Source organism: Xanthomonas sp. SS (genome assembly GCF_014236835.1).
In the GTDB taxonomy this organism is placed as follows: domain Bacteria; phylum Pseudomonadota; class Gammaproteobacteria; order Xanthomonadales; family Xanthomonadaceae; genus Xanthomonas_A.
In genome coordinates, this window is sequence record NZ_CP051190.1 from 335,881 (window position 1) to 357,018 (window position 21,138).

Consider the following 21,138-nt stretch of genomic DNA (forward strand, 5'->3'; position numbering starts at 1 on the left):
TGTGCTTATTTAATGCATTGATAAAACTGTATTGTCAAATACTTGCTGCGGAAGCACGGTGACATCCCGGAAACATCGAGGAACCCCACCATGTCCGCCGCCGCCTTCGCCGCTTCATCCCCGTCCGCCGAGCGCTCCACCCCCGGCATCACCCTGACCGCCTCGCTGGCCGGCCAGGACGCCCTGTTGCCGCCGGCGGCGTTGGCCTTGCTGGTGTCGCTGCACCGGGCGATCGAACCCGAGCGCCAGGCGCGGCTGGCGGCGCGCCGCGAGCGCCAGGCCTATTTCGATGGTGGCGGCCTGCCGGACTTCCGTGCCGATACCCAGGCGATCCGCGCCGGCGACTGGCGCGTGGCGCCGCTGCCGGCCGCGCTGCAGGACCGCCGCGTCGAGATCACCGGCCCGACCGATCCGAAGATGGTCATCAACGCGCTGAACTCCGGCGCCAAGGTGTACATGGCCGACTTCGAGGACTCGACCGCGCCGACCTGGCGCAACCTGGTCGCCGGGCAGCGCGCGCTGGCCGAGGCGGTGGCCGGCACGCTGAGCTTCAGCGCGCCGCCGGCGCGCGACGGCAGCGCGGGCAAGCGCTACGCGCTCAAGCCCTTTGAGGAGCAGGCGGTGCTGATCGTGCGCCCGCGCGGCTGGCACCTGGACGAGAAGCATGTGCTGGTCGACGGCCAGCCGCTGGCCGGCGGCCTGTTCGACGCGGCGCTGTTCGCCTTCCACAACGGCCGCGCGCTGCTGGCCAAGGACCGCGGTCCGTACCTGTACCTGCCCAAGCTGCAATCGATGGAAGAGGCCGCGCTGTGGGAAGCCGCGCTGTCGCACATCGAGGCGATGCTGGGCCTGCCGCAGGGCCAGATCAAGGTCACCGTGCTGATCGAGACGCTGCCGGCGGTGTTCGAGATGGACGAGATCCTGCATGCGCTGCGCGAGCGCATCGTCGGCCTGAACTGCGGCCGCTGGGACTACATCTTTTCCTACCTGAAGACCTTCCGCCGCCACCCCGACCGGGTGCTGCCCGAGCGCGGCCAGGTGACCATGACCCAGCCGTTCCTGAAGGCGTATTCGGAACTGCTGATCCGCACCTGCCACCGCCGCGGCGCGCATGCGATGGGCGGCATGGCCGCGCAGATCCCGATCGGCCACGACGAGGCGGCCAACGAGCAGGCGATGGCGCGGGTGCGCGCGGACAAGCTGCGCGAAGTCACCGCCGGCCACGACGGCACCTGGGTCGCGCATCCGGCGCTGATCCCGATCGCCCGCGCCATCTTCGACGAGCACATGCGCGCGCCGAACCAGCACGACGTGCGCCGCGAGGACGTGCAGGCCGACCGCGACACGCTGATCGCGCCGTCCACCGGCACGATCACCCGCGCCGGCTTCGAAGGCAACATCGAAGTGTGCGTGCGCTATCTGGCGGCGTGGCTGGACGGCAACGGCTGCGTGCCGATCCACCACCTGATGGAAGACGCGGCCACCGCCGAGATCAGCCGCAGCCAGCTATGGCAGTGGCTGCACGTGGGCGGCCTGCACCTGGACGACGGCACCGCGATCGACTTCGCGCTGTTCGACGCCTGCATGCGCCAGCTGCCGGCACGCCTGGGCGAACGCGCGCTGCTGCCCGGCGGCAACCGCCTGGACGACGCCATCGCGCTGTTGGACACGCTGACCCGCAGCGAGGACTTGGCCGAATTCCTGACGTTGCCGGCCTACCAGATGATCGAGTGATTGGAGCTGGGAGTGGGGAATCGGGAATGGGGAATCGTGAAAGCGACATTCCTGCGCCTGACTCTTCCGTGCCTTCCATGCTTTTCGTCCGAAACACCGCTCCACCGTTTCATCGCCGTATCCATTCCGAGGAGAACGCAAGATGAGCACCACGTTGCAGACCGCCGAACAGATCCAGCACGCCTGGGACACCGATCCGCGCTGGGCCGGGATCGCCCGCAACTACACCGCCGCCGACGTGGTGCGCCTGCGCGGCACCGTGCACGTGGAGCATTCGCTGGCCCGGCTCGGTGCCGAGAAGCTGTGGAAGTACCTGCACGAAAAGGACTTCGTCAACGCGCTGGGCGCGCTGACCGGCAACCAGGCGATGCAGCAGGTCAAGGCTGGGCTCAATGCGATCTACCTGTCCGGCTGGCAGGTCGCCGCCGACGCCAACCTGGCCGGGCAGATGTACCCGGACCAGTCACTGTATCCGGCCGATTCGGTGCCGGCGGTGGTCAAGCGCATCAACAACACGCTGCTGCGCGCCGACCAGCTGCACCACGCCGAGGGCAAGGACGAGATCGACTTCCTGCAGCCGATCGTGGCCGATGCCGAGGCCGGTTTCGGCGGCGTGCTCAACGCCTTCGAACTGATGAAGGCGATGATCGAGGCCGGCGCGGCCGGCGTGCACTTCGAGGACCAACTGGCGTCGGTGAAGAAGTGCGGACATATGGGCGGCAAGGTGCTGGTGCCGACCCGCGAGGCGATCGAGAAGCTCAACGCCGCGCGCCTGGCCGCCGACGTGCTGGGCGTGCCGACGCTGCTGGTCGCGCGCACCGACGCCGAGGCCGCCGACCTGGTGACCAGCGACATCGATCCCAACGACCGCCCGTTCACCACCGGCGAGCGCACCGTCGAGGGCTTCTTCAAGACCAACAAGGGCCTGGACCAGGCGATCAGCCGCGGCCTGGCTTACGCCCCGTATGCCGACCTGATCTGGTGCGAGACCGGCAAGCCGGACCTGGAGTTCGCGCGCCAGTTCGCCGAGGCGATTCACGCCAAGTTCCCGGGCAAGCTGCTGGCCTACAACTGCTCGCCGAGCTTCAACTGGAAGAAGAACCTGGACGACGCGACCATCGCCACGTTCCAGAAAGAGATCGCCCGCTACGGCTACAAGTTCCAATTCATCACCCTGGCCGGCTTCCATGCGCTGAACTACTCGATGTTCAATCTGGCGCACGGCTATGCGCGCCGACAGATGAGCGCCTTCGTCGAGTTGCAGGAAGCCGAGTTCGCCGCCGCCGATCGCGGCTTCACCGCGGTCAAGCACCAACGCGAGGTCGGCACCGGCTACTTCGACGCGGTGACCCAGGCGATCCAGCAGGGCCAGTCCTCCACCACCGCACTGAAGGGCTCGACGGAAGAAGAGCAGTTCCACGGCGAAAAGGCCGCCTGACCTGCAGCCAGGCGTCCATTGCTTGCCGATCCCCATGGGAGGGGAGAGCCCGGGTTCGCCCGGGCTTTTTTTTGCGTGTGCGGGAGCGCCTGTGCCGGCGGCGGCACGGTGTCTACGAGTTGCGACAGGGCCGGGTGCGGCGACGCCGTACCGCTGGACCGACAAGGCCTGATTCCTGGCCCTTTCTCGGTCTCCGCCCTTGCGAGATTGGCTGTGATCGCATCAGCGGAGATTCGTTCAGGTGCTATGCTTTGCGCAAGATGGCGGGCGACGCCAAGAGCAGTAGGGGGGCTGGATGAGCTGCGACAGCGCCGCGTCCAATGCACGCGAGACAATTCCGACGGTTGCTGTGGTCGCTCCCAAGCCCAATGAGCTGACGGTGCTGACTGCCGCGGAGCTGCGCCTGTTCTCCGAGTTCGGCCGTTCGCGCACGGTGCGCGCCGGCGACGTGCTGTTCCGGCGCGGCGACGGCGGCAGCGCCATGTTCGTGATCAACAGCGGCGTGATCGACCTGGATTTCGGCGAGGACCTGGTCGTCAAGCATCTCGGACACGGCGAATTCTTCGGCGAGCTCGGCCTGTTGATCGGCAACCACATGCGCAGCGCCGACGCCATCGCCGCCAGCGACGGCGTGCTGGTGGAACTGGACCACGACGACTTCCAGCGCCTGGTGGAGCGCGATCCGGGCCTGGTCGCCTACTTCCTGCGCCGCACCATCATGCGCGTGGTGATGAACGAGCAGACCCTGATCCGCCAGCTGCGCCGCCGCAACCACGACCTGGAAGCGGCGCTGGACAATCTGTACGCCACCACCCACCAGCTCACCCAGACCGAAGAACTGGTGCGCACCGACGAACTGACCGGCCTGCACAACCGCCGCGGCCTGATCCTGCGCCTCCAGGAATGCCGCCGCGACGGCCGCTCGCCTGGCCCCGGCCTGCTGCTGATCGACTGCGACCGTTTCAAGCGCATCAACGACGAGCATGGCCATCTGGTCGGCGACCGCGTGCTGCAGAACGTCGCCAACATCCTGCGCTCCGTCGCCGGCCAGGACGACATCGCCTGCCGCCTCGGCGGCGACGAATTCTGCCTGCTGGTGTCCACCGGCAACGCGGACGATCTGCGCCGCATCGGCGAGTTCGTGATCGCCACCGTGCAGAACCTGCTCGGCGTGCCGCACCCGCTGCCGCACATCTGCCCGGTCAGCATCGGCATCAGCCGGGTCGATCCGCAATCCGATTGGAACGATTGGTACGCCAACGCCGACGCCGCGCTGTACGAGGCCAAGCGCCTCGGCGGCAATCGCTTGTATTGGCACGACCTCGCCTCCGGCTCGCGCTGAGCCCATCAACAACCCTCGAGCTGCCCATGAACGACGCCCATCAGCCGCAGCCCGACGCCCCGCAACTGCGGACGCTGCTGCTGACCGACCTGTGCGATTCGATGGCGCTGGTGGAGCGGCTGGGCGACGCCAAGGCCGCCGAACTGTTCAAGCTGCATGATCATCTGGTGCTGGAACTGCAGCAGCGCTGGCGCGGACGCCTGATCGACCGTTCCGACGGCCTGCTGCTGCTGTTCGAACGGCCGATCGACGGCCTCGGGTTCGCCCTGGACTACAGCCGCGGCCTGCACGAGCTGGGCAAGCAGCGCAAACTGGTACTGAAAGTGCGCGCCGGCCTGCACGTCGGCGAGGTGCTGACCTGGCGCAACAGCGATGCCGCGGTGCAGGTCGGCGCCAAGCCGCTGGAAGTGGAGGGCCTGGCCAAGCCGACCGCGGCGCGGCTGATGACCCTGGCCCGGCCCGGGCAGATCCTGCTGTCGGCGGTGGCCGAGTCGCTGACCCACCGCGCCGCGCGCGAACTGGGCGAGCGCGGCGAACGCCTGCTGTGGAAATCGCACGGCCGTTGGCGCTTCAAGGGCGTGCCGACGGCGCAGGAGATCTACGAAGTCGGCGAGATCGGCAACACCCCGCTGCGCGCGCCGAAGCCGACGCCGAAGGCGTGGCGGGACATCCCGCTGTGGCGGCGGCCGGCGGCGCTGGTAGCGGAGGCGACGCTGACCCTGGGGGCGGTCGCCGCGTTGCTGTTCTTCGGTCGTCCGGAGCCGGCCATCGCATTCGCCGAGCGCGACTGGATCGTGGTCGGTGACCTGCGCAACCTCACTGGCAACGCGACGCTCGACGCCTCGCTCGACCAGGCGTTCCGGATCAGCCTGGAGCAGTCTCGCTACGTCAACCTGCTCAGCGACCTCAAGGTGCGCGACACCCTGGGCCGGATGAAGCGTAGCCCGGACAGCAAGATCGACCGCGCGGTCGCCTCGGAGATCGCGCTGCGCGATGGCGCGCGCGCGGTAATTCTGCCGACCGTCGCCGAAGTGGGCGGCCGCATCCGCGTCACCGTGGAATTGGTCGACCCGGCGACGCAGGCGACCGTGCATACCGAATCGCAGACCGGACGCGGGCTTGAGTCGGTGCTAGCGTCGGTGGACACGGTCAGTGGCCAGTTGCGGCACCAGCTCGGCGAAGCGATCCAATCGGTCGAGCAGGCATCCAAGCCGTTGCCGCAGGTCACCACGTCCAATCTGGATGCGTTACGTTCCTACGCATTGGGCATGGAGGCGACGGGGAAGGGCAATTGGAAGCAAGCGGAACAGAATTTCCGCGTGGCGATCGAGCTTGATCCGCAGTTCGCGCTGGCCTACCTAGGCATCGCCCGTGTGCTTGCAGCGACCTCGGATCGCGCTGCGGCGGTGCCGTATCTGCAGAAGGCACAGGAATACGCATCGCGCCTGCCGGCGCGCGACCGGCTCTACCTTGCGGCATGGGCGGACGAACTCAAGGACAGTCCGGCCGCTCTGGGAGGATGGCAGCAGTTGGTGCGCTTGTATCCCGACAGCTTCGCCGCACACGGTAATGCGTTCTGGCATCTGTTCCAGGCCAATCGGTTCGCCGACGCATTGCCGCATGCGGTCGCCGCCGACACCTCGCAGGATCCGTATCGGTCGATCGCCACCGACGACATTGGCCGCGTCTATCTGGTGCAGGGAAAGTTGGAGCAGGCCAAGGCCCAGTTCACCCAGATCGCGCTCCAGGACAAGAGCGGACCCGGTCGGCGCCTGGCCAATGTGCTGGCGCTGCAGGGCAATTATGTCGAGGCCGAGGCGCGGCTGCGCGCCATTCCCAAGAGCGACTATGCGAACGACGACATGGTGCCGCGCCTGGACCTGATCGCGCTGAAGGTGGACCAGGGCAAATGGGACGAGGTCGCTGCCGAACTCGGCGATGCGATCAATGCCAGTCGCTCGGCCAACGACTTCACCCAGGCCCAGTTCGGCTTCGTGCAGTTGTCGGTCCAGGCGTTGACGCTGCCGTCCGGCAAGGTGTTGCCGCGACTGCGGCAATGGCAGAACGTCCAACTGCAGATGCAGGAGCGGGCGCTTCCGGGCGAGCCGTACGCGGCCGATCGCGCTGCGCTCATTCTCGCCTCCGCCTATCTGGCGCAGCGGCTGGGCGACGACGCGCTGTCGGCGCGCGCGCTGAAGGTGGCAGGTCCATGGGCGCAGACATCGGCGGATCCGGCACTGGGCAAGTTGCTGCGGGTCGTGCAGGCGGGTCAGCACCGCTTGCGCGGCGAGTACGCGCAGGCACTGGCGTTGCTGGCACCGCGCGATGACGATCTGCTGCAGTCGCGGGTGGCGCTGTATCTCACCTTGCAGGCGGCCGGGAAGCATCGGCAGGCGCTGGCGCAGGCGGATTGGATCGGCGAACACCGAGGCCTCGCCTATGGCGAAGCCTCGGTATCGCAGTCGCTGCAGACGTTGAATGTCGCCGATACGCGCCTGGCCGCACGTTGGGCGGCGCAAACCCTGTCGGAGATGGACAGGGTCCCGGATGCGCAGCGGCGGATCGAAGCGCTGTTCGCCGTATGGCCCAGGGCCACGATGCCGGCTTACTTGAGACAGACGGTCGAGGCGACCTTGCCGGCTTCGAAAGCGAAAATGACGTGATGGTTGCCGTCCACCGTCAGGTGGCTGACCAGCTCCTTGCGCGCCTTGGCGATTTCTTCCTTTGACGCCAGTTCCTGCGTGGTCATGCAGAAGAACGGCGCGCCCTGCGTGGGCGGCGTCGGGTCAGCGGCCAGGGCGTGGTCGGCCGGCTTGTAGCCGAGACTGGCGAGAGCGGCGACCGGATTTTCCTGGAAGCTGGTGCGGAAAGCGTCGTCGGTGCTGAGCAGCTCCAGCAGGCGGTCGGCGATGTCGGCAGGCAACGGATCGTGGGGAGCGGTATTCATAGGAGTGTCATCTCGCAGGGAAGGGTGATGTTCGGCGCGACGCGTAAGGCGCAACCACTATATCTATCGGCATAATCGCCTACCAACTGAATAGGTCTTTCCGCATGCGCGTGCGCCGCTGTTTTCATCTGTTCCTCGAGCCGCGCGAGGTCAGCCGCTTCGATATGGCCTCGCTGTTGGCAGGAGGCAATGGCCTCAAGCGCGAACGGCAATGGGTCGCGCTGGCACCGCATCTGGATCAGGAGGTGGAGGTCGATGCGTTGGAGCGGGAACTGCTGGGCACGCTCAGTGCGGGCGATTGGATCGAGGCGCAGGCATTGCCGCCGGATTGCGCCGCCGCCAGCACGCGCCTGCTCGAGGTCGGCCTGCTATTGAGCGACGACGACACGGCGCGCGCTGGCTTCGCCGAGCGCGACGCGGCCATGCGCGAAACCTACTGGTGGGGGCCGGCCGCACTGGCGCACCGCTTCGGGCGCTGGCAAGGCAGCGACAGCGTCGTGGCGATGGAGGCCAATGGACTGACCACGGCCGCCGGTCTGTGCGAGAAGCTCGGCCCGCCGCCTGCGGAAGTGGGCGAGCGCGTTGCGGCCGCCATGCGCCTGCCGTTGCCGCGCCAGCAGGAGGATGACTTCGATGCGCTGCTCGCGCGGCGCGCCACCTGCCGCAATTTCGATACCGCGCGGCCCTTGCCGCTGGCTGCGTTCTCGCAGCTGATGCAGCGGGTGTTCGCAGCACGCGCCAGGGTCGAGGCCGACGGTGTCGCTGCATTTCTGAAGAAGAACGCGCCTTCCGCCGGCGGCTTGCATGCCACCGAGGCCTATCTGATCGTGCAGCGCGTCGAGGGGCTGGCCCCGGGCCTGTACCACTACCACCCGGTCGACCATGCTCTGGAGCCGTTGCCTGCCGCGGATGTCGCCCTGGACGTGTTGGCACGTACCGCCGTCGCCGGTCAGCATTGGTTCGCCGACGCGCCGGTACTGGTGGTGATGGCGCCGCGTTACGCGCGCATTTACTGGAAGTATCGCCACCATCCCAAGGCCTACAGGGCGTTGCTGCTGGATATCGGACACCTGTCGCAATTGCTTTACCTGTGCGCGACGCAGGCGCAGTGGGGCGCGTTCGTGACCTCGGCGATCAACGAAGTGGATATCGAGCAGGCATTCGGCATGGACCCGTTGCGCGAAGGGCCGCTGGTGGTGTGCGGTTTCGGTTGGCGGGCGCCGGCGTTGACCACGGCGGAGTTCGATCCGGCCGGCGCGGTATGGCAGGCCAGCGACTCTCCATCGCCCTGACGAGCGCGCGTAGTGGCGTGAGGCGCTTCCCGTCAGCGCCAGCGAGCATGGCCGCGGCACTGGTGCTGCGCCACTGCAGCTGCGGTGCCGCCCGCAGCTGACCGCTGCCTGCGCTCAGTGCGCCTGGCTGTGCGCCGCTGCCGTTGCGGCCATAGCCGCCTCGTCGGGTGCGGCCGGTTTGGCTGGCTTGTCGCTATGTTCGAGCAGGTCCAAACGCTTGCCGCCAGGCAGCCGGTAGTCCAGTTGCTGCTCCAACGCATCGAGCGCGGCGACCTGCACGCAGAGCGCGTTGGCCCTGGCTTCCAGCGCCTTGCCGCGCGCGTCCATGCGCCGATCCATGTCCTTCTGCATCGCGTCGGTGCGTTTCTCGATGTCGTCGGCGCGGCCGGTGAACACCGCGAACATCACCCCGCTGGTCAGCGCGCCGGCCATTTCCTCGGCGGCGGCGCTGACGTCGGCTTCGAACGCCTTGTCGAACGGTTCCTTCTGCCATTGGCCTTTGCCGAGGGTGCGCTCGAGGTGGGCGAGGGCGGCGTCGCGGTGCCGCTCGATTTTGCGCGCCTTGCTGCGGCTGCCGGTGATCGCTTCGACCACGCCGCCGAAGGCGTCGAAGGTGATGCCCACCACTTCGCGGGCGATGCCGGCCACTTCGGGCATCAGTGCCTGCGCGCCCTGTTCCATCTGCCGCACGCGCTGGGCGTCGGCATTGCTGAGCGGCTGCGCGACGCCGTCCACCTGCAGGCGGCCGTCATGCAGGAACACGGTCTTCGGCGTGCCGGCGCTGCGCGTCAGGGCGACGCCGGTGCGGTCGACGATGACGTCGTAGGGCGTGGAAAAGCCGCATTGCTGCGAGGAGAACTGCGGCCCGGCGCTGGCACTGGCGGCGGCACCGAGCAGGGAGAGGGTGCATACGGAAAGCAGCAGGCGCATGGCGACGGTTCCTTTGACGATGGCAGCAGCATGGGTGCTGGGCCGTGCCGTGTCGTCTGCGGGAAGTCAGGGTGCGGGAAGTCATGCCCGCAGCGCGGTGCGCCGGCAGGCCCGCGCGGGTCTAGCCCCGGCCCTCAGGCATTTTCCAGTGCTGGAGAAGGGGGCCTTGCGGACCGGCGACGGGATCGCTGGGCGGGAACGGCAACTGGGCGATGCGCTGGATCGTTTCGGCGCTGGGCGCCTGCCGGCAGATGTCCCAGTCCTGCCCGGCGGGATAGGCACCGACCACCAGGAAGTCGCTGCTGGAATCGATGCAGCAATGGCCGGTGCCGGCCGGCAGCAGCAAGGCGTCGCCGGCCGCCAGCGCGGTTTCGGGGCCGCCTGGGCCACCGATGACCAGCCGCGCGCTGCCGCTGACCACACCGAGCACCTCGTGGGCAGTTGAATGGTAGTGGTGGTAATCGTAGATGCCATCGCGCCATTGCGGCGGCCAGCCATGGGCGGCGAAGCGACGTTCGAAGCCGGCGGCACCGCCATCGCGGTCGGCCTGGCGGTACAGCAGGACCGGCAGGAACGGATGGTTGGGGACCCAGTCTTGCGGCGGCAGCCAGTGTTCCAGGTGCATCGGCGAATCCTCGCGGCATGGTGCGGCGGACAGCGGGCGGCCGCCGTTGCGGAGCATGCTAGCCAGGCCGCGTGGTCGTGGCGTCATGGCGCGATGCGGCGGCATCGTCGCGGTGCATTTGCGCGTGCATAGGCCGACACGGGCACCGAAGCCATCCGCTGAACTGCGACACGGCAGCGAGCGCAGGCGGTATCGCCTGCGTTGCCGCTATTCACTTCAATGCAAGGGTGCCGGCCCTGCGTCGGCACGATGGTGCGTGCCCAGATCCCCGACCATGGCGGCGCTGGCGGCGTTCAGTCCGATCACCTGCACCTGCGCGCCATGGCGGCGGAACTTCAGCACCACCTTGTCCAGCGCGCCGATGGCGCTGATGTCCCACAGGTGCGCCTGCGACAGGTCGAGGGTGACCCGCGCCGGCGCGTGCGCATAGTCGAACGCGGCGGCGAAACTGCCGGCCGAGGCGAAGAACAGCTGGCCGCTGATGCGGTAGGTGTGGCCGCCATCGGCGTCCTCGGTCTTGACGATGTCCAGCATGCGCCCGACCTTGCGCGCGAAGAACAGCGCCGACAGCAGCACGCCGGTCAGCACGCCGCGCGCCAGGTCGTGGGTGGCCACGGTCACCGCCACGGTGGCGAGCATCACCACGCTGGAACTCTTCGGATGCGTGCGCAGCTGCGCCAGCGAACGCCAGCTGAAGGTGCCGATCGAGACCATGATCATCACCGCCACCAGCGCGGCCATCGGGATCTGCCGCACCCACGGGCCGGCGAATACCACCAGCATCAGCAGCACGCTGCCGGCGACCAGCGCCGACAGGCGGCCGCGGCCGCCGGATTTCACGTTGATCACCGACTGCCCGATCATCGCGCAGCCGGCCATGCCGCCGATCAGCCCGCTGGCGATGTTGGCGGTGCCCTGGCCGATGCACTCGCGGTTCTTGCCACTGGGGGTGTCGGTCATGTCGTCGACGATCTGCGCGGTCATCATCGATTCGAGCAGGCCGACCACCGCCATCGTCGCCGACACCGGGAACACGATCTTCAATGTCTCCAGCGTCCATGGCACGTCCGGCAGCAGGAACGTCGGCAGGCTGTCGGGCAACTGGCCCTTGTCGCCGACGGTGGGCACGGCGATGCCGAAGTACAGCGCCATGCCGGTCAGCAGCACGATCGCCACCAGCGGCGGCGGCAGTGCCAGCGTGCGGGTCCAGCGATGGCCGAGCAGCAGGGCCGCGGCACCGATCGCCGCCACCGCATACAGCGCACGCGCATCGAGGCTGCCGGCGGTCAACGCGGCGCCCAGCAACAGCAGCCACAGGCCGAGTCCGGCAAAGGTGCGCTGCGACAGCCACGGCAGGCCGTAGATCACCAGCAGGCCCAGCGCCACCAGCGGATACACCAGCGCCGGCACGCCGATCAGTTCCGGCAGCTGCGCCATGAAGATCAGGATCGCCAAGGCGTTGACGAAACCGGTGATCACCGAGCGCGACACGAAGCGCATCAGCGCGCCGAGCTTGAGCAGGCCCGCGCCGATCTGCAGCACGCCGGTCAGCAGCGTTGCCGCCAGCAGGTACTGCAGGCCGTGGTCCTTGACCAGGCCGACCATCAGCAGCGCCATCGCGCCGGTGGCGGCGGAGATCATGCCCGGCCGGCCGCCGACGAAGGCGATCACCACGCAGATGCAGAACGAGGCGTACAGCCCGACCTTGGGATCGACCCCGGCGATGATGGAGAAGGCGATGGCTTCGGGGATCAACGCCAGCGCCACAACCAGGCCGGCGAGCACGTCGCCACGGAGGTTGCCGAACCATTGCTGACGCAGCGGGGGATAAAGATTCACGAGAAAACACTCCTGGCGCCGCGCCCGTCGCAGGGCGGCGCTACACGAAATGGAAAGCCAGAACACACCGGGCGTCCCGCAGGGGGACAACGTGGAAAGCGCAACGCGGGTGTCAGGGTGGCGTCATGTCGTGGCGTGGGGAGCGGAAGAGCGCGCGCGGCGATGCGCTGCGTGCCGCGCCAGTATAGAACAGTCGCGCCGATGCCGGTCTTGCGCTGCTGCCCAGTTGCGCGTGCTGCGGTGGATGCAGCGCTGCATCTGCCGGCATGCGGCCACGCGGCGAGGAGCGCGCTGCTGTCCGATACGGCCGTTCGCAGCCGGTGGCCTACTTGCTCAGGCCGAGCCGCGGAACGCGCCGTCCCATTGCCGCAGAGGCTGCGGCTCACAATCTCCTCACTATTTGCGCGCAAAATGCGTCGATCGGATTGCGCGACGTGGAGCGCCAGCGAATGAACGATTTACGCATCGACCAGGTCGACGCTGCCTTGTCCGCACTGGACCAGGCCGATCCGCAACGCAAGGCGGCGCTGTGGCAGTGGGCGTATCTGGAGATGCTGCACGAAACCCTGAGCGCGATGCATCAGCTGTCGCACCGGGTCGGCGTGGCCGAGTTGGTCGCCGATGCCTGGCTGGCGCCGGTGGACGTGATCGCACTGGAACACTCGTTCCTCGACCGTGCCACCCTAGCCGACCCGCGCGTGCAGGCCTTCGCGCTGGCGCTGGCCGAAGCATCTTCGCGCCAGTCGCGCGCCGAGCTGTGGCGCAGCGGCTATGCCAGTACGGTGCAGGCCACGCTGCAGGGCATGCAGGCGCTGGCCGGCAAGCACCGGATCGATGCGCAGGTCACCGCACCATTGTCGTCCGCCTGAGCGCCGCCCCCGAGAGGCATTCGTGCGGGGTGGATAACGTTGTTAGTGACGCGCCGGTAGCATGCGCTCGCAACAGGCAACGTCGTCGGTTGCATCTTCGACATCGAGATTCGACATCCGGATATCCCGCTAACGCGCTCGGCACGCAGCGTTCACCATGGCGCAACGCGGTTGCCGACAGCCTTGGAACCATGGTCAATCCCCTCCGCCATTCCTCATCGCAGGCGACGGCCAGGCATCAGGCTCCGCCTACAAACGACGTTCCCGCCGATGCCCCGGGCATCTCGGAGGCCGGCGCCTGGTGGCGACAATTGCGCGCCGCCGTGCCGCGCTGGCTGCTCGCCGCGGTCGCGCTGTTCGCGCTGGGCTTGCTGCTGTTCTGGTACGCCCGTGCTTGACCTCCTGTCCTGTTCGCCTGGAGAGCCGCGCATGGCGCCATCTGCCGCACACGACCATGTCCGTCGCTGCAGCGTCCGCATGCATCCGCCCGGCGGACACGAGGTCGCCACGCACGCCTGGATCGCCGCCGAAGTGGCGCGGCTGATGCGCCTGCCGTTGCAGGATGCCGGCGCGACACAGAGCGGTTTCTACGTACCGGACGACACCCTGACCGCCGCGCAGGCGCAACAGCTGGGCGTGCGCGCGGCGGCCGACCTGCTCGGTGGCGTGGTCCCGCATGCGTTCGTCGCCACCAAGGCGATCAGCCATCCGCTGGTCGATCCCGGCGCAGCCGCGCCACAGGGCTGGAACCATGCGCTCGGCGGCGCATTGGCCGAGGCCACGGTACCTGGCTACACCGCGTTCGCGGCGGACGATGCGCGCGTGGCGTATGCGCGCCTGTGCAGCGGTGGCCAGGTGCGCTTGAAGTTGCCGCATGGCATCGCCGGGCAAGGCCAGCTGTTGCTGCACGATGCGCAGGCGTTGGAGACCGCGCTGGACGCGTTGGCAGCGTCGGATCTGGCGCAGCAGGGCGTGGTGCTGGAGCGGCAACTGGACCGCTCGACGACCTTCAGCGTCGGCGAAGTGGACTGCGCCGGCATGACCATCGCCTACTACGGCACGCAATCGGCCACCGACGACGCTGCCGGTCGCGAGACCTACGGCGGCTCGCAGCTGTTCGTGATCCGCGGCACCCTGGACGCGCTGCTCGAACGCACATTGCCGCCGCAGCAGCGTGAGGCGGTGTTGAAGGCGCGCCATTACGATCGTTGCGTCGCCCAGGCCTATCCCGATTTCTACGCATCGCGCCGCAACTACGACGTGATCGACGGCGTCGCCCAGGACGGCACGCGCCTGTGCGGCGTGCTTGAGCAATCCTGGCGTGTCGGCGGCGCCACACCGGCGGAACTGGCCGCGGTCGATGCCTTCCAGCGCGATCCGGCGTTGCACGCGGTGATCGCGGCCACGGTCGAACGCTATGGCGCGCCGGCGCTGCCCGCGGACGCGGAGGTCTACTACATGGGCGAAGATCCGCGCGTGGGCCGCCTGACCAAATACCGTTATGTGAGCGCTGCGGACTGACGATGGAAACCAAGCTCTCCAGCATCGATATCGCGGTGGACGGCGACGCCTTGAGCGGCACCTTGCTGACGCCGACCAATGGCATGCCCGGCGTGCTGTTCGTGCATGGCTGGGGCGGCAACCAGCATCACAACCTGGTGCGCGCGCGCGAAGCGGTCGGCCTGGGCTGCGTGTGCCTGACCTTCGACCTGCGCGGCCACGAAGGCATGGCGTCGATGCGCGAGACGGTGACGCGCGCGCAGAATCTGGACGACATCAAGGCGGCCTACGACCGGCTGGTGGATTCGCCGCAGGTGGATCCGGAGTCGATCGCGGTGGTGGGCCTGAGCTACGGCGGCTACCTGGCCTCGCTGCTGACCCTGGAGCGGCCGGTGGAGTGGCTGGCGCTGCGTTCGCCGGCGCTGTACAAGGACGCGCATTGGGACGGGCCGAAGGTGGCGTTGAACCGCGATCCGGACTTGATGCCGTATCGGCATCGCGCCGTCGCGCCGGACGACAACATTGCGCTGGCCGCGTGCCAGCGCTTTCGCGGCGACGTGTTGCTGGTCGAGGCCGAGCAGGACGTGATCGTGCCCGGCCAGGTGCTCAAGAACTATGCCGCCGCGTTTTCCAATGCGCGCTCGCTGACCTCGCGGGTGATCAAGGGCGCCGACCACGCGCTGACCCGCAAGGAACATCAGCTCGAATACACCCGCTATCTGGTCGACTGGCTCACCGAGATGGTGGTCGGGCGCCGCGTGGCGCTGGCCAAGAACGTGGTCGAACGGCGCAAGCAGCAACTCAAGAGTACCCAGGGCGATGCGGCGACGTCGCCCGGGCAGGGCTCGAAAGAATTCCACGGCCGCATCGAGGCCAAGGAACGCACCTCCGACGCGCCGCCGTCGCGGTGAAGCGCTGCGCGGCAGCGCCGCGACGGATGCGCGCAACGAAGCGGTCGCGCTGCAGTCTGCAACGCGATCCCGGCACGCTCGCCGCTGCCGTCAGTGGCTGCGCCCGGATTGCTCCAGATGGTGCCAGGCGTGGCGGACCAGCCAGCGCGCCTCGTCCCACGGCACCGACAGCGATGGCGCCAGGTGGTGATAGGACTCCTGCAGCACGCGGTACAGCTGCGCTTCGGTGGCGCGCGGATAGGCCAGATAGACGTCGTAGCCCATCTTCAGCAGCGAGGCATAGTCGGAGAAACCATGGTGACCGAGGCGGCCATTGGCATGCGCATGCCGCCAGTAGGCCATTTCGGCATCCAGATCGACGGCGCGACGAGCGTGGGCAGGACGAGCGAGAGCGGAAGCGGTCTGCATGGGTAGGACTCCTCTCGAAGCTACCCCCCTGTCGCTCCGATCCTAACGGATAGTTGCCGCGATTTGCGCCTGCAGCGCGATACCGCGCGCGAATCGCTGAACCGATAAGCGAGATGAGCGGGAAGACGCTCTGGAAGCGCTTGCAACGCCGTGCTGGATAACGTGCCGGTTGCGAGGTCGCATGACGCGTTGTCGTCGTGCCGGCGACAACGCGTCATGCAACGAGGCGCCATGCGCGCGGCACATGCCTTGTCATGCGGCACATGCCGATCGCCGTGGAGGTGACGTGGAGGCGACGGCACGTTCACCCAGCCGAGGCATGCAGCGCCGCGGCTTCAGTCCCAGTCCGGCGCGATACCGGCCGGGTTCGCCAGCCGTTCGCCGCGGTCCAGCGTGGCGATCTGCGCCATGTCCTCCTCCTCCAGGCGCAGCGACTGCGCGAGCAGATTGCTGGCCAGGTTCTCGCGCTTGGTCGAGGACGGGATCACCGCATAGCCCTGCTGCAGCGCCCAGGCCAACGCCACCTGCGCCGGCGTGGCGGCATGGCGCGCGGCGATCGCGGCGATCGCCGGATCCTGCAGCACCTTGCCGTAGGCCAGGGTCATGTACGAGGTGACGTGGATGCCCTGTTGCTGCAGGTAGCCGATCAGCTTGCGATTCTGCAGATAGGGATGCACTTCGATCTGCTGCGTGGCGATCGCGTCGGCACCGAGGATCGCGATCGCCTGCTCGGTCAACGCGATGGTGAAGTTGGACAGGCCGATCTGCCGGGTCAGGCCTTGCCGCTTGGCGTCGGCCAGGGCGTGCAGATATTCGGCCATCGGCACCGCATCGCGCGGCGAGGGCCAATGCACCAGGGTCAGGTCCACGTAGTCGCTGCGCAGCTTGTCCAGGCTCTGCCGCAGGCTCGGCAGCAGCGTGTCGGCGGACAGGTTGTCGGTCCACACCTTGGTGGTGACGAAGATATCCGCGCGCGGCACGCCGGAGGCGGCGATGGCCTGGCCGACCTCGGCTTCGTTGCCATAGATCTGCGCGGTGTCGACGGCGCGGTAGCCGAGTTCGAGCGCGTTGCGAACCGAGTCGACGACGACCTGATCCTTGAGCCGGAACGTACCCAGGCCGAAAGCGGGAATGCGCATGCGGTGACTCCTTGCGAGGAAGATGGGGAAGAAGATTGGATTTCAGTATGCGAGCGGCGCGGTCATGTCGGCGTCGCTGCGGCGCCCATCGCATCGGGCTGGCCGATCGGTGCGGTGACGCCGAGGGGGCGCTCACAGGGCAGGCAGGGCAGAGACGGAAGAGGGAACACGACGGCATCCGGGAGAAGAAGCAGGGACCCAGTGTGGACCTGTCCCTGGCCAGGAAAAACCCATCGCCAGACCAATCACTTTTGCATTCTGGTCAATAATCGATTCCCGATTCCACCATCCGCTCTGCCATGAAGACGACGCTGGACGAACTGCAGGCCTTCATCGCCGTGGTCGATACGCACTCCATCACCGCCGCCGCCGACGCATTGGGGCAGACCGCCTCCGGGGTCAGCCGCGCGCTGGCTCGGCTGGAGGAAAAGCTGCAGACCACGCTGCTGCGGCGGACCACCCGGCGCCTGGCGCTGACCGAGGAAGGCCAGGCCTTCTTGCAGCGCGCCCGCGAGATCGTGGCTGCGGTCGAGCAGGCCGAAGAGCAGATGGTCGCGCGCCGCCAGCGCCCGGTCGGGCGCCTGCGCGTGGATGCGGCCACGCCGTTCATGCTGCATGCGATCGTGCCGCACGTGGCCGGCTACCGCGCACGCTATCCGGATGTGGAGCTGGAGCTGACCAGCAACGACGGCATCATCGACCTGCTCGAACGCCGCACGGACCTGGCGATCCGCATCGGCGCGCTGCGCGATTCCAGCCTGCATGCGCGCGCGCTGGGCAGCAGCCGGCTGCGGGTGCTGGCCAGTCCCGACTATCTGGCCCGGCGCGGCGTGCCGCGCCGCGTGGACGCGCTGGTCCGGCACGACCTGCTCGGCTTCACCCAGCCCGAGTCGCTCAACGAATGGCCGCTGCGCGGCAGCGATGGCGCCGCGTTGCACATCCGCCCGACGCTCGCCTGTTCCAGCGGCGAGACCCTGCGTCAGCTGGCACTGGCCGGCGACGGCATCGCCTGCCTGTCCGACTTCATGACCGCGGCCGATCGCCGCGATGGCCGCCTGGTGCAGCTATTGCCCAAGCTCACGCTGGACGTGCGCCAACCGATCCACGGCGTGTACTACCGCAACACGGCGGTCTCGGCGCGCATCGCCTCGTTCCTGGACCATCTGGCCGACGCGCTGGGGCCGGCGCCGTTCGCGGCGTGACGCATGCGTGCGCCATGCGCGCATTGGCGAGCGGGGCGAGGCGTCGCCGATCGGGACACGCTGGCAGCGCGCGCCACGATGCCGTGAAGCTGCGCAGCCGAAACGGGCCGCACATGCACGTCGTGCAGACGACGCCTCCAATAGCCTGCCTGCGTACGAATGACGCGTGTGCCGCGTCCATGTGCGAGACCGCGGCGGCGGTTGCGCCGCCGTTCCGGCCACCCGGACTGGACACGCATTTGTAAATGTAACTAAGATGGTTACATGAAGCGAAACACGCAACTCTCCGATGTGCTGCACTTGCTGGTGCACATGGCCCAGCATGGCGAGCCGATGACCTCCGAGCAGATGGCGGCCTGCCTGCAGAGCCATGCGGTGGTGGTGCGGCGCCTGCTGGCGCGGCTGCGCGACGCGCAACTGGTCGAATCCACCCGCGGCCACGGCGGCGGCTGGCAGTTGGCGCGCGCGCCGGAGGCGATCAGCCTGTACCACGTCTATGTCGCCTTGGGCGAGCCGCTAGTGCTTGGCCACGGCGTGCGCGGTCCGCATCCGGATTGCGCGATCGAGCGTGCGGTCAACGATGCGCTCGACGACGGCTATCGGCAGGCACAGGCCGCGTTGGCCGCACAGCTGCAGGCATTGACGCTGCGCAAGCTGGGCCAGCGCGTACAACGCAAACTCAAACAGGAGCAGAAGACCCATGCAACATGATGCCGTGATCGTCGGTGGCAGTTTCTCCGGTCTGTCCGCCGCGCTGATGCTGGCGCGCGGGCATCGCAAGGTCCTGGTGGTCGATGCCGGCCTGCCGCGCAACCGGCACGCCGCGCACTCGCATGGCCTGCTGGCGCTGGACGGCATGCCGGGCAGCGCGGTGCTGGCGCAGGCCAAGGCGCAGCTGCTGGCCTATCCGACCGTCGAATGGTGGGACGGGCAGGTCGAAGAGGCGACTGCATTGCCCGGCGGCTGGGACGTGGCGCTGGCCGACGGCAGGCGGATACGCACGCGCGGCATGGTGCTGGCGACCGGCGTCGTCGACCAGTTGCCGGACCTGCCGGGCGTGGCCGAGCGCTGGGGACACACGGTCATGCACTGCCCGTACTGCCACGGCTACGAGCTGGGCCGGCAGGCGCGCATCGGCGTGCTCGGCAACGGCACCGCCATGTCGGCGGAACAGGCGCTGATGCTGGCCGACTGGGGCCGGGTGACGTTGTTCGCGCAGGGCATGCCGCTGGACGACGCCGAGCTGATGGCCAAGCTGGCCAAGCTGGCCAGGCGTGGCGTGCAGCTGGAAACGCGGCGGGCAATCGCCTTGGAAGGCGAGGGCACGGCGATCGACGGCATGCGCGTGGACGATGGCGCGCTGGTGCAGATCCAGGCGCTGTTCCTGGGCGCGCCGACGCGCATGGCCAGTCCGTTGGCCGAGCGCCTGGGTTGCCGCTTCGAGCAAGGCCCGTTGAGCCCGTATCTGAGCGTGGACGAAAAGAAGCTGACCAGCGTGCCGCGGGTCTATGCGGCCGGCGACGCGGCGCGCATGTTCGGCAACGCCACGCTGGCCTCGGCCGATGGCGTGATCGCCGGCATCGGGCTGCACCACGCCTTGATCGCCGAAGACAGCGAGCAGGACGCTGCGGCTGCGGCATAAAAAAAGGCCGTCCGCGAACGGACGGCCTCGCACCGGCACGAGGCCGGCAGCTGCCAAGGCCACACCGCCTCAGCCCTTCACGCACAGCACCTGACGCAGCGTGTGCACCACTTCCACCAGGTCGCTTTGCGCGGCCATCACCGCGTCGATCGACTTGTACGCCGCCGGCGACTCGTCGATCACCGCCGCATCCTTGCGGCACTCCACGTGCGCGGTGGCCTCGCGGTGCTGGGCCAGGGTGATCTGCTGGCGCGCGGCGGTCCGGCTCATCACCCGCCCGGCGCCGTGGCTGCAGCTGTGGAAGCTGTCGCCATTGCCCAGGCCGCGCACGATGAAGCTCTTCGCGCCCATGCTGCCGGGAATGATGCCCAGCTCGCCGGCACGCGCGCTGACCGCGCCCTTGCGCGTCACCAGCAGTTCCTCGCCGGCGTGCGTTTCCTTCTGCACGTAGTTGTGGTGGCAATTCACCGCCAGCTTCTCCAACTGGAACTTCGGCAAGCGGTGGCGCATCTCCGCCAGCACCCGCGCCATCATCGCCTCGCGGTTCTCGCGGGCGTAGTCCTGCGCCCAGGACACCGCTTCCACGTAGTCGTCGAACAACGGCTCGCCTTCCATGAAGAACGCCAGGTCCTTGTCCGGCAGGTGGAAGCCGAGCACGCGGTGCGCCAACTGCTCGCGCGCCTGCTCGATGAAGTAGCTGCCGATCAGGTTGCCGGTGCCGCGCGAGCCGCTGTGCAGCATCACCCACACCGCGTCGCTCTCGTCCAGGCACACCTCGATGAAGTGGTTGCCGCCGCCGAGCGTGCCGATCTGGCAGTCCAGCTTGTCGGTGCGGATCCGGCGGTGCCTGGCCTTGATCGTGTCCAGGCGCTCGACCAGCCCCGACTGCGCGATGCGCGTGGCGATGCTGTCGGGCAGCTTGCGGTGCTCGCCGCCGCGGCCGTTGCCGACCGGCACGCTGCGCTCGATGCTGGAGCGCAGTTGCGCCAGGCTGTCGGGCAGATCGGCCGCGCGCAGCGTGGTCCGCACCGCGGCCATGCCGCAGCCGATGTCCACGCCGACCGCCGCCGGGATGATCGCGCCGCGGGTCGGGATCACCGAGCCCACGGTCGCGCCCTTGCCCAGGTGCACGTCCGGCATCACCGCTACCCACGGTCCCACGAACGGGATCGCGGCGATGTTGCGCAGCTGCTCGTGGGCCTGCGCTTCCAGCGGCACGCCGCGCACCCAGCCCTTGATCGGCGTGGCACTGCCCTCGGCGTGCAGCAATTCATAGTTCTGCATGTTCATGTCGTCATTCCTTCGAGGCCCTGCGTGGCG

General features: G+C 68.3%; 19 protein-coding genes. 12 read left to right on the plus strand and 7 right to left on the minus strand.

What is annotated here, in order from left to right; genetic code table 11:
- Positions 1-90 precede the first annotated feature (90 nt).
- The 4 genes from aceB to HEP74_RS01515 all read left to right on the plus strand — a co-directional run bounded on the left by aceB (position 91) and on the right by HEP74_RS01515 (position 7,177).
- Positions 91-1,734 carry a malate synthase A gene (gene aceB / locus HEP74_RS01500; RefSeq protein ID WP_185814884.1) on the plus strand — a complete coding sequence of 548 codons (1,644 nt, stop codon included), beginning with the start codon at positions 91-93 and terminating at the stop codon, positions 1,732-1,734.
- Between the two features lie 142 nt (positions 1,735-1,876).
- Complete coding sequence (aceA, locus tag HEP74_RS01505; protein WP_185814885.1) at positions 1,877-3,172, plus strand: isocitrate lyase; 1,296 nt, start codon at positions 1,877-1,879, stop codon at positions 3,170-3,172.
- Between the two features lie 295 nt (positions 3,173-3,467).
- Positions 3,468-4,514: a GGDEF domain-containing protein gene (locus HEP74_RS01510; RefSeq protein WP_185814886.1), complete on the plus strand. Its 1,047-nt coding sequence runs from the start codon at positions 3,468-3,470 to the stop codon at positions 4,512-4,514.
- Positions 4,515-4,540: 26 nt separating this feature from the next.
- The gene (locus tag HEP74_RS01515) at positions 4,541-7,177 is read left to right on the plus strand and encodes a putative peptide modification system cyclase (RefSeq protein ID WP_185814887.1); all 2,637 of its coding nucleotides are present in this window, start codon (positions 4,541-4,543) and stop codon (positions 7,175-7,177) included.
- On the opposite strand, the gene HEP74_RS01520 is transcribed toward HEP74_RS01515, so the two are convergent.
- On the minus strand, positions 7,120-7,461 hold the full coding sequence (locus HEP74_RS01520) for an NHLP-related RiPP peptide (RefSeq protein WP_185814888.1): 342 nt from the start codon (positions 7,459-7,461) through the stop codon (positions 7,120-7,122). The genes HEP74_RS01515 and HEP74_RS01520 overlap by 58 nt on opposite strands.
- 104 nt (positions 7,462-7,565) lie before the next feature.
- Here HEP74_RS01520 and HEP74_RS01525 point away from each other — a divergent pair, with 104 nt between their 5' ends.
- Entirely contained in the window at positions 7,566-8,753 is a 1,188-nt protein-coding gene (locus HEP74_RS01525) for a putative peptide maturation dehydrogenase (RefSeq protein WP_185814889.1), read from the plus strand.
- Positions 8,754-8,867: 114 nt separating this feature from the next.
- Here the strand turns inward: HEP74_RS01525 and HEP74_RS01530 are convergent, their stop codons facing one another.
- The 3 genes from HEP74_RS01530 to HEP74_RS01540 all read right to left on the minus strand — a co-directional run bounded on the left by HEP74_RS01530 (position 8,868) and on the right by HEP74_RS01540 (position 12,147).
- Complete coding sequence (locus tag HEP74_RS01530; protein WP_185814890.1) at positions 8,868-9,683, minus strand: DUF2884 family protein; 816 nt, start codon at positions 9,681-9,683, stop codon at positions 8,868-8,870.
- A gap of 121 nt (positions 9,684-9,804) precedes the next feature.
- A complete protein-coding gene (locus tag HEP74_RS01535; protein WP_185814891.1) occupies positions 9,805-10,308 on the minus strand; it encodes a cupin domain-containing protein in 504 nt (167 codons plus the stop codon).
- A 216-nt stretch (positions 10,309-10,524) separates the two neighbouring features.
- Positions 10,525-12,147 carry a SulP family inorganic anion transporter gene (locus HEP74_RS01540; protein ID WP_185814892.1) on the minus strand — a complete coding sequence of 541 codons (1,623 nt, stop codon included), beginning with the start codon at positions 12,145-12,147 and terminating at the stop codon, positions 10,525-10,527.
- A 449-nt stretch (positions 12,148-12,596) separates the two neighbouring features.
- Here HEP74_RS01540 and HEP74_RS01545 point away from each other — a divergent pair, with 449 nt between their 5' ends.
- The 4 genes from HEP74_RS01545 (at position 12,597) to HEP74_RS01560 (ending at position 15,427) form a co-directional block, all read left to right on the plus strand.
- Positions 12,597-13,016, plus strand: coding sequence for a hypothetical protein (locus tag HEP74_RS01545; RefSeq protein ID WP_185814893.1), 420 nt, complete (start codon positions 12,597-12,599; stop codon positions 13,014-13,016).
- A gap of 191 nt (positions 13,017-13,207) precedes the next feature.
- Positions 13,208-13,414, plus strand: a complete 207-nt coding sequence (locus HEP74_RS01550; RefSeq protein WP_185814894.1) for a hypothetical protein — start codon at positions 13,208-13,210, stop codon at positions 13,412-13,414.
- Positions 13,415-13,445: 31 nt separating this feature from the next.
- Positions 13,446-14,537 carry a DUF3182 family protein gene (locus HEP74_RS01555; RefSeq protein WP_185814895.1) on the plus strand — a complete coding sequence of 364 codons (1,092 nt, stop codon included), beginning with the start codon at positions 13,446-13,448 and terminating at the stop codon, positions 14,535-14,537.
- A 2-nt stretch (positions 14,538-14,539) separates the two neighbouring features.
- Positions 14,540-15,427 carry an alpha/beta hydrolase family protein gene (locus HEP74_RS01560; RefSeq protein ID WP_185814896.1) on the plus strand — a complete coding sequence of 296 codons (888 nt, stop codon included), beginning with the start codon at positions 14,540-14,542 and terminating at the stop codon, positions 15,425-15,427.
- 90 nt (positions 15,428-15,517) lie between these two features.
- Here HEP74_RS01560 and HEP74_RS01565 read toward each other — a convergent pair whose 3' ends face one another.
- Both HEP74_RS01565 and dkgB read right to left on the minus strand, forming a co-directional pair.
- Positions 15,518-15,835 carry a hypothetical protein gene (locus tag HEP74_RS01565; protein ID WP_185814897.1) on the minus strand — a complete coding sequence of 106 codons (318 nt, stop codon included), beginning with the start codon at positions 15,833-15,835 and terminating at the stop codon, positions 15,518-15,520.
- A 335-nt stretch (positions 15,836-16,170) separates the two neighbouring features.
- Complete coding sequence (gene dkgB / locus HEP74_RS01570; RefSeq protein ID WP_185814898.1) at positions 16,171-16,974, minus strand: 2,5-didehydrogluconate reductase DkgB; 804 nt, start codon at positions 16,972-16,974, stop codon at positions 16,171-16,173.
- Between the two features lie 299 nt (positions 16,975-17,273).
- Between dkgB and HEP74_RS01575 the strand changes: the two genes are divergently transcribed.
- The 3 genes from HEP74_RS01575 (at position 17,274) to HEP74_RS01585 (ending at position 19,818) form a co-directional block, all read left to right on the plus strand.
- A complete protein-coding gene (locus tag HEP74_RS01575) occupies positions 17,274-18,176 on the plus strand; it encodes a LysR substrate-binding domain-containing protein (RefSeq protein ID WP_185814899.1) in 903 nt (300 codons plus the stop codon).
- Positions 18,177-18,440: 264 nt separating this feature from the next.
- Positions 18,441-18,887: an Rrf2 family transcriptional regulator gene (locus HEP74_RS01580; protein ID WP_185814900.1), complete on the plus strand. Its 447-nt coding sequence runs from the start codon at positions 18,441-18,443 to the stop codon at positions 18,885-18,887.
- Complete coding sequence (locus tag HEP74_RS01585) at positions 18,877-19,818, plus strand: NAD(P)/FAD-dependent oxidoreductase (RefSeq protein ID WP_185814901.1); 942 nt, start codon at positions 18,877-18,879, stop codon at positions 19,816-19,818. The genes HEP74_RS01580 and HEP74_RS01585 overlap by 11 nt, the downstream gene beginning before the upstream one ends.
- Positions 19,819-19,887: 69 nt before the next feature.
- On the opposite strand, the gene HEP74_RS01590 is transcribed toward HEP74_RS01585, so the two are convergent.
- On the minus strand, positions 19,888-21,108 hold the full coding sequence (locus HEP74_RS01590; RefSeq protein ID WP_185814902.1) for an RtcB family protein: 1,221 nt from the start codon (positions 21,106-21,108) through the stop codon (positions 19,888-19,890).
- Positions 21,109-21,138 lie beyond the last annotated feature (30 nt).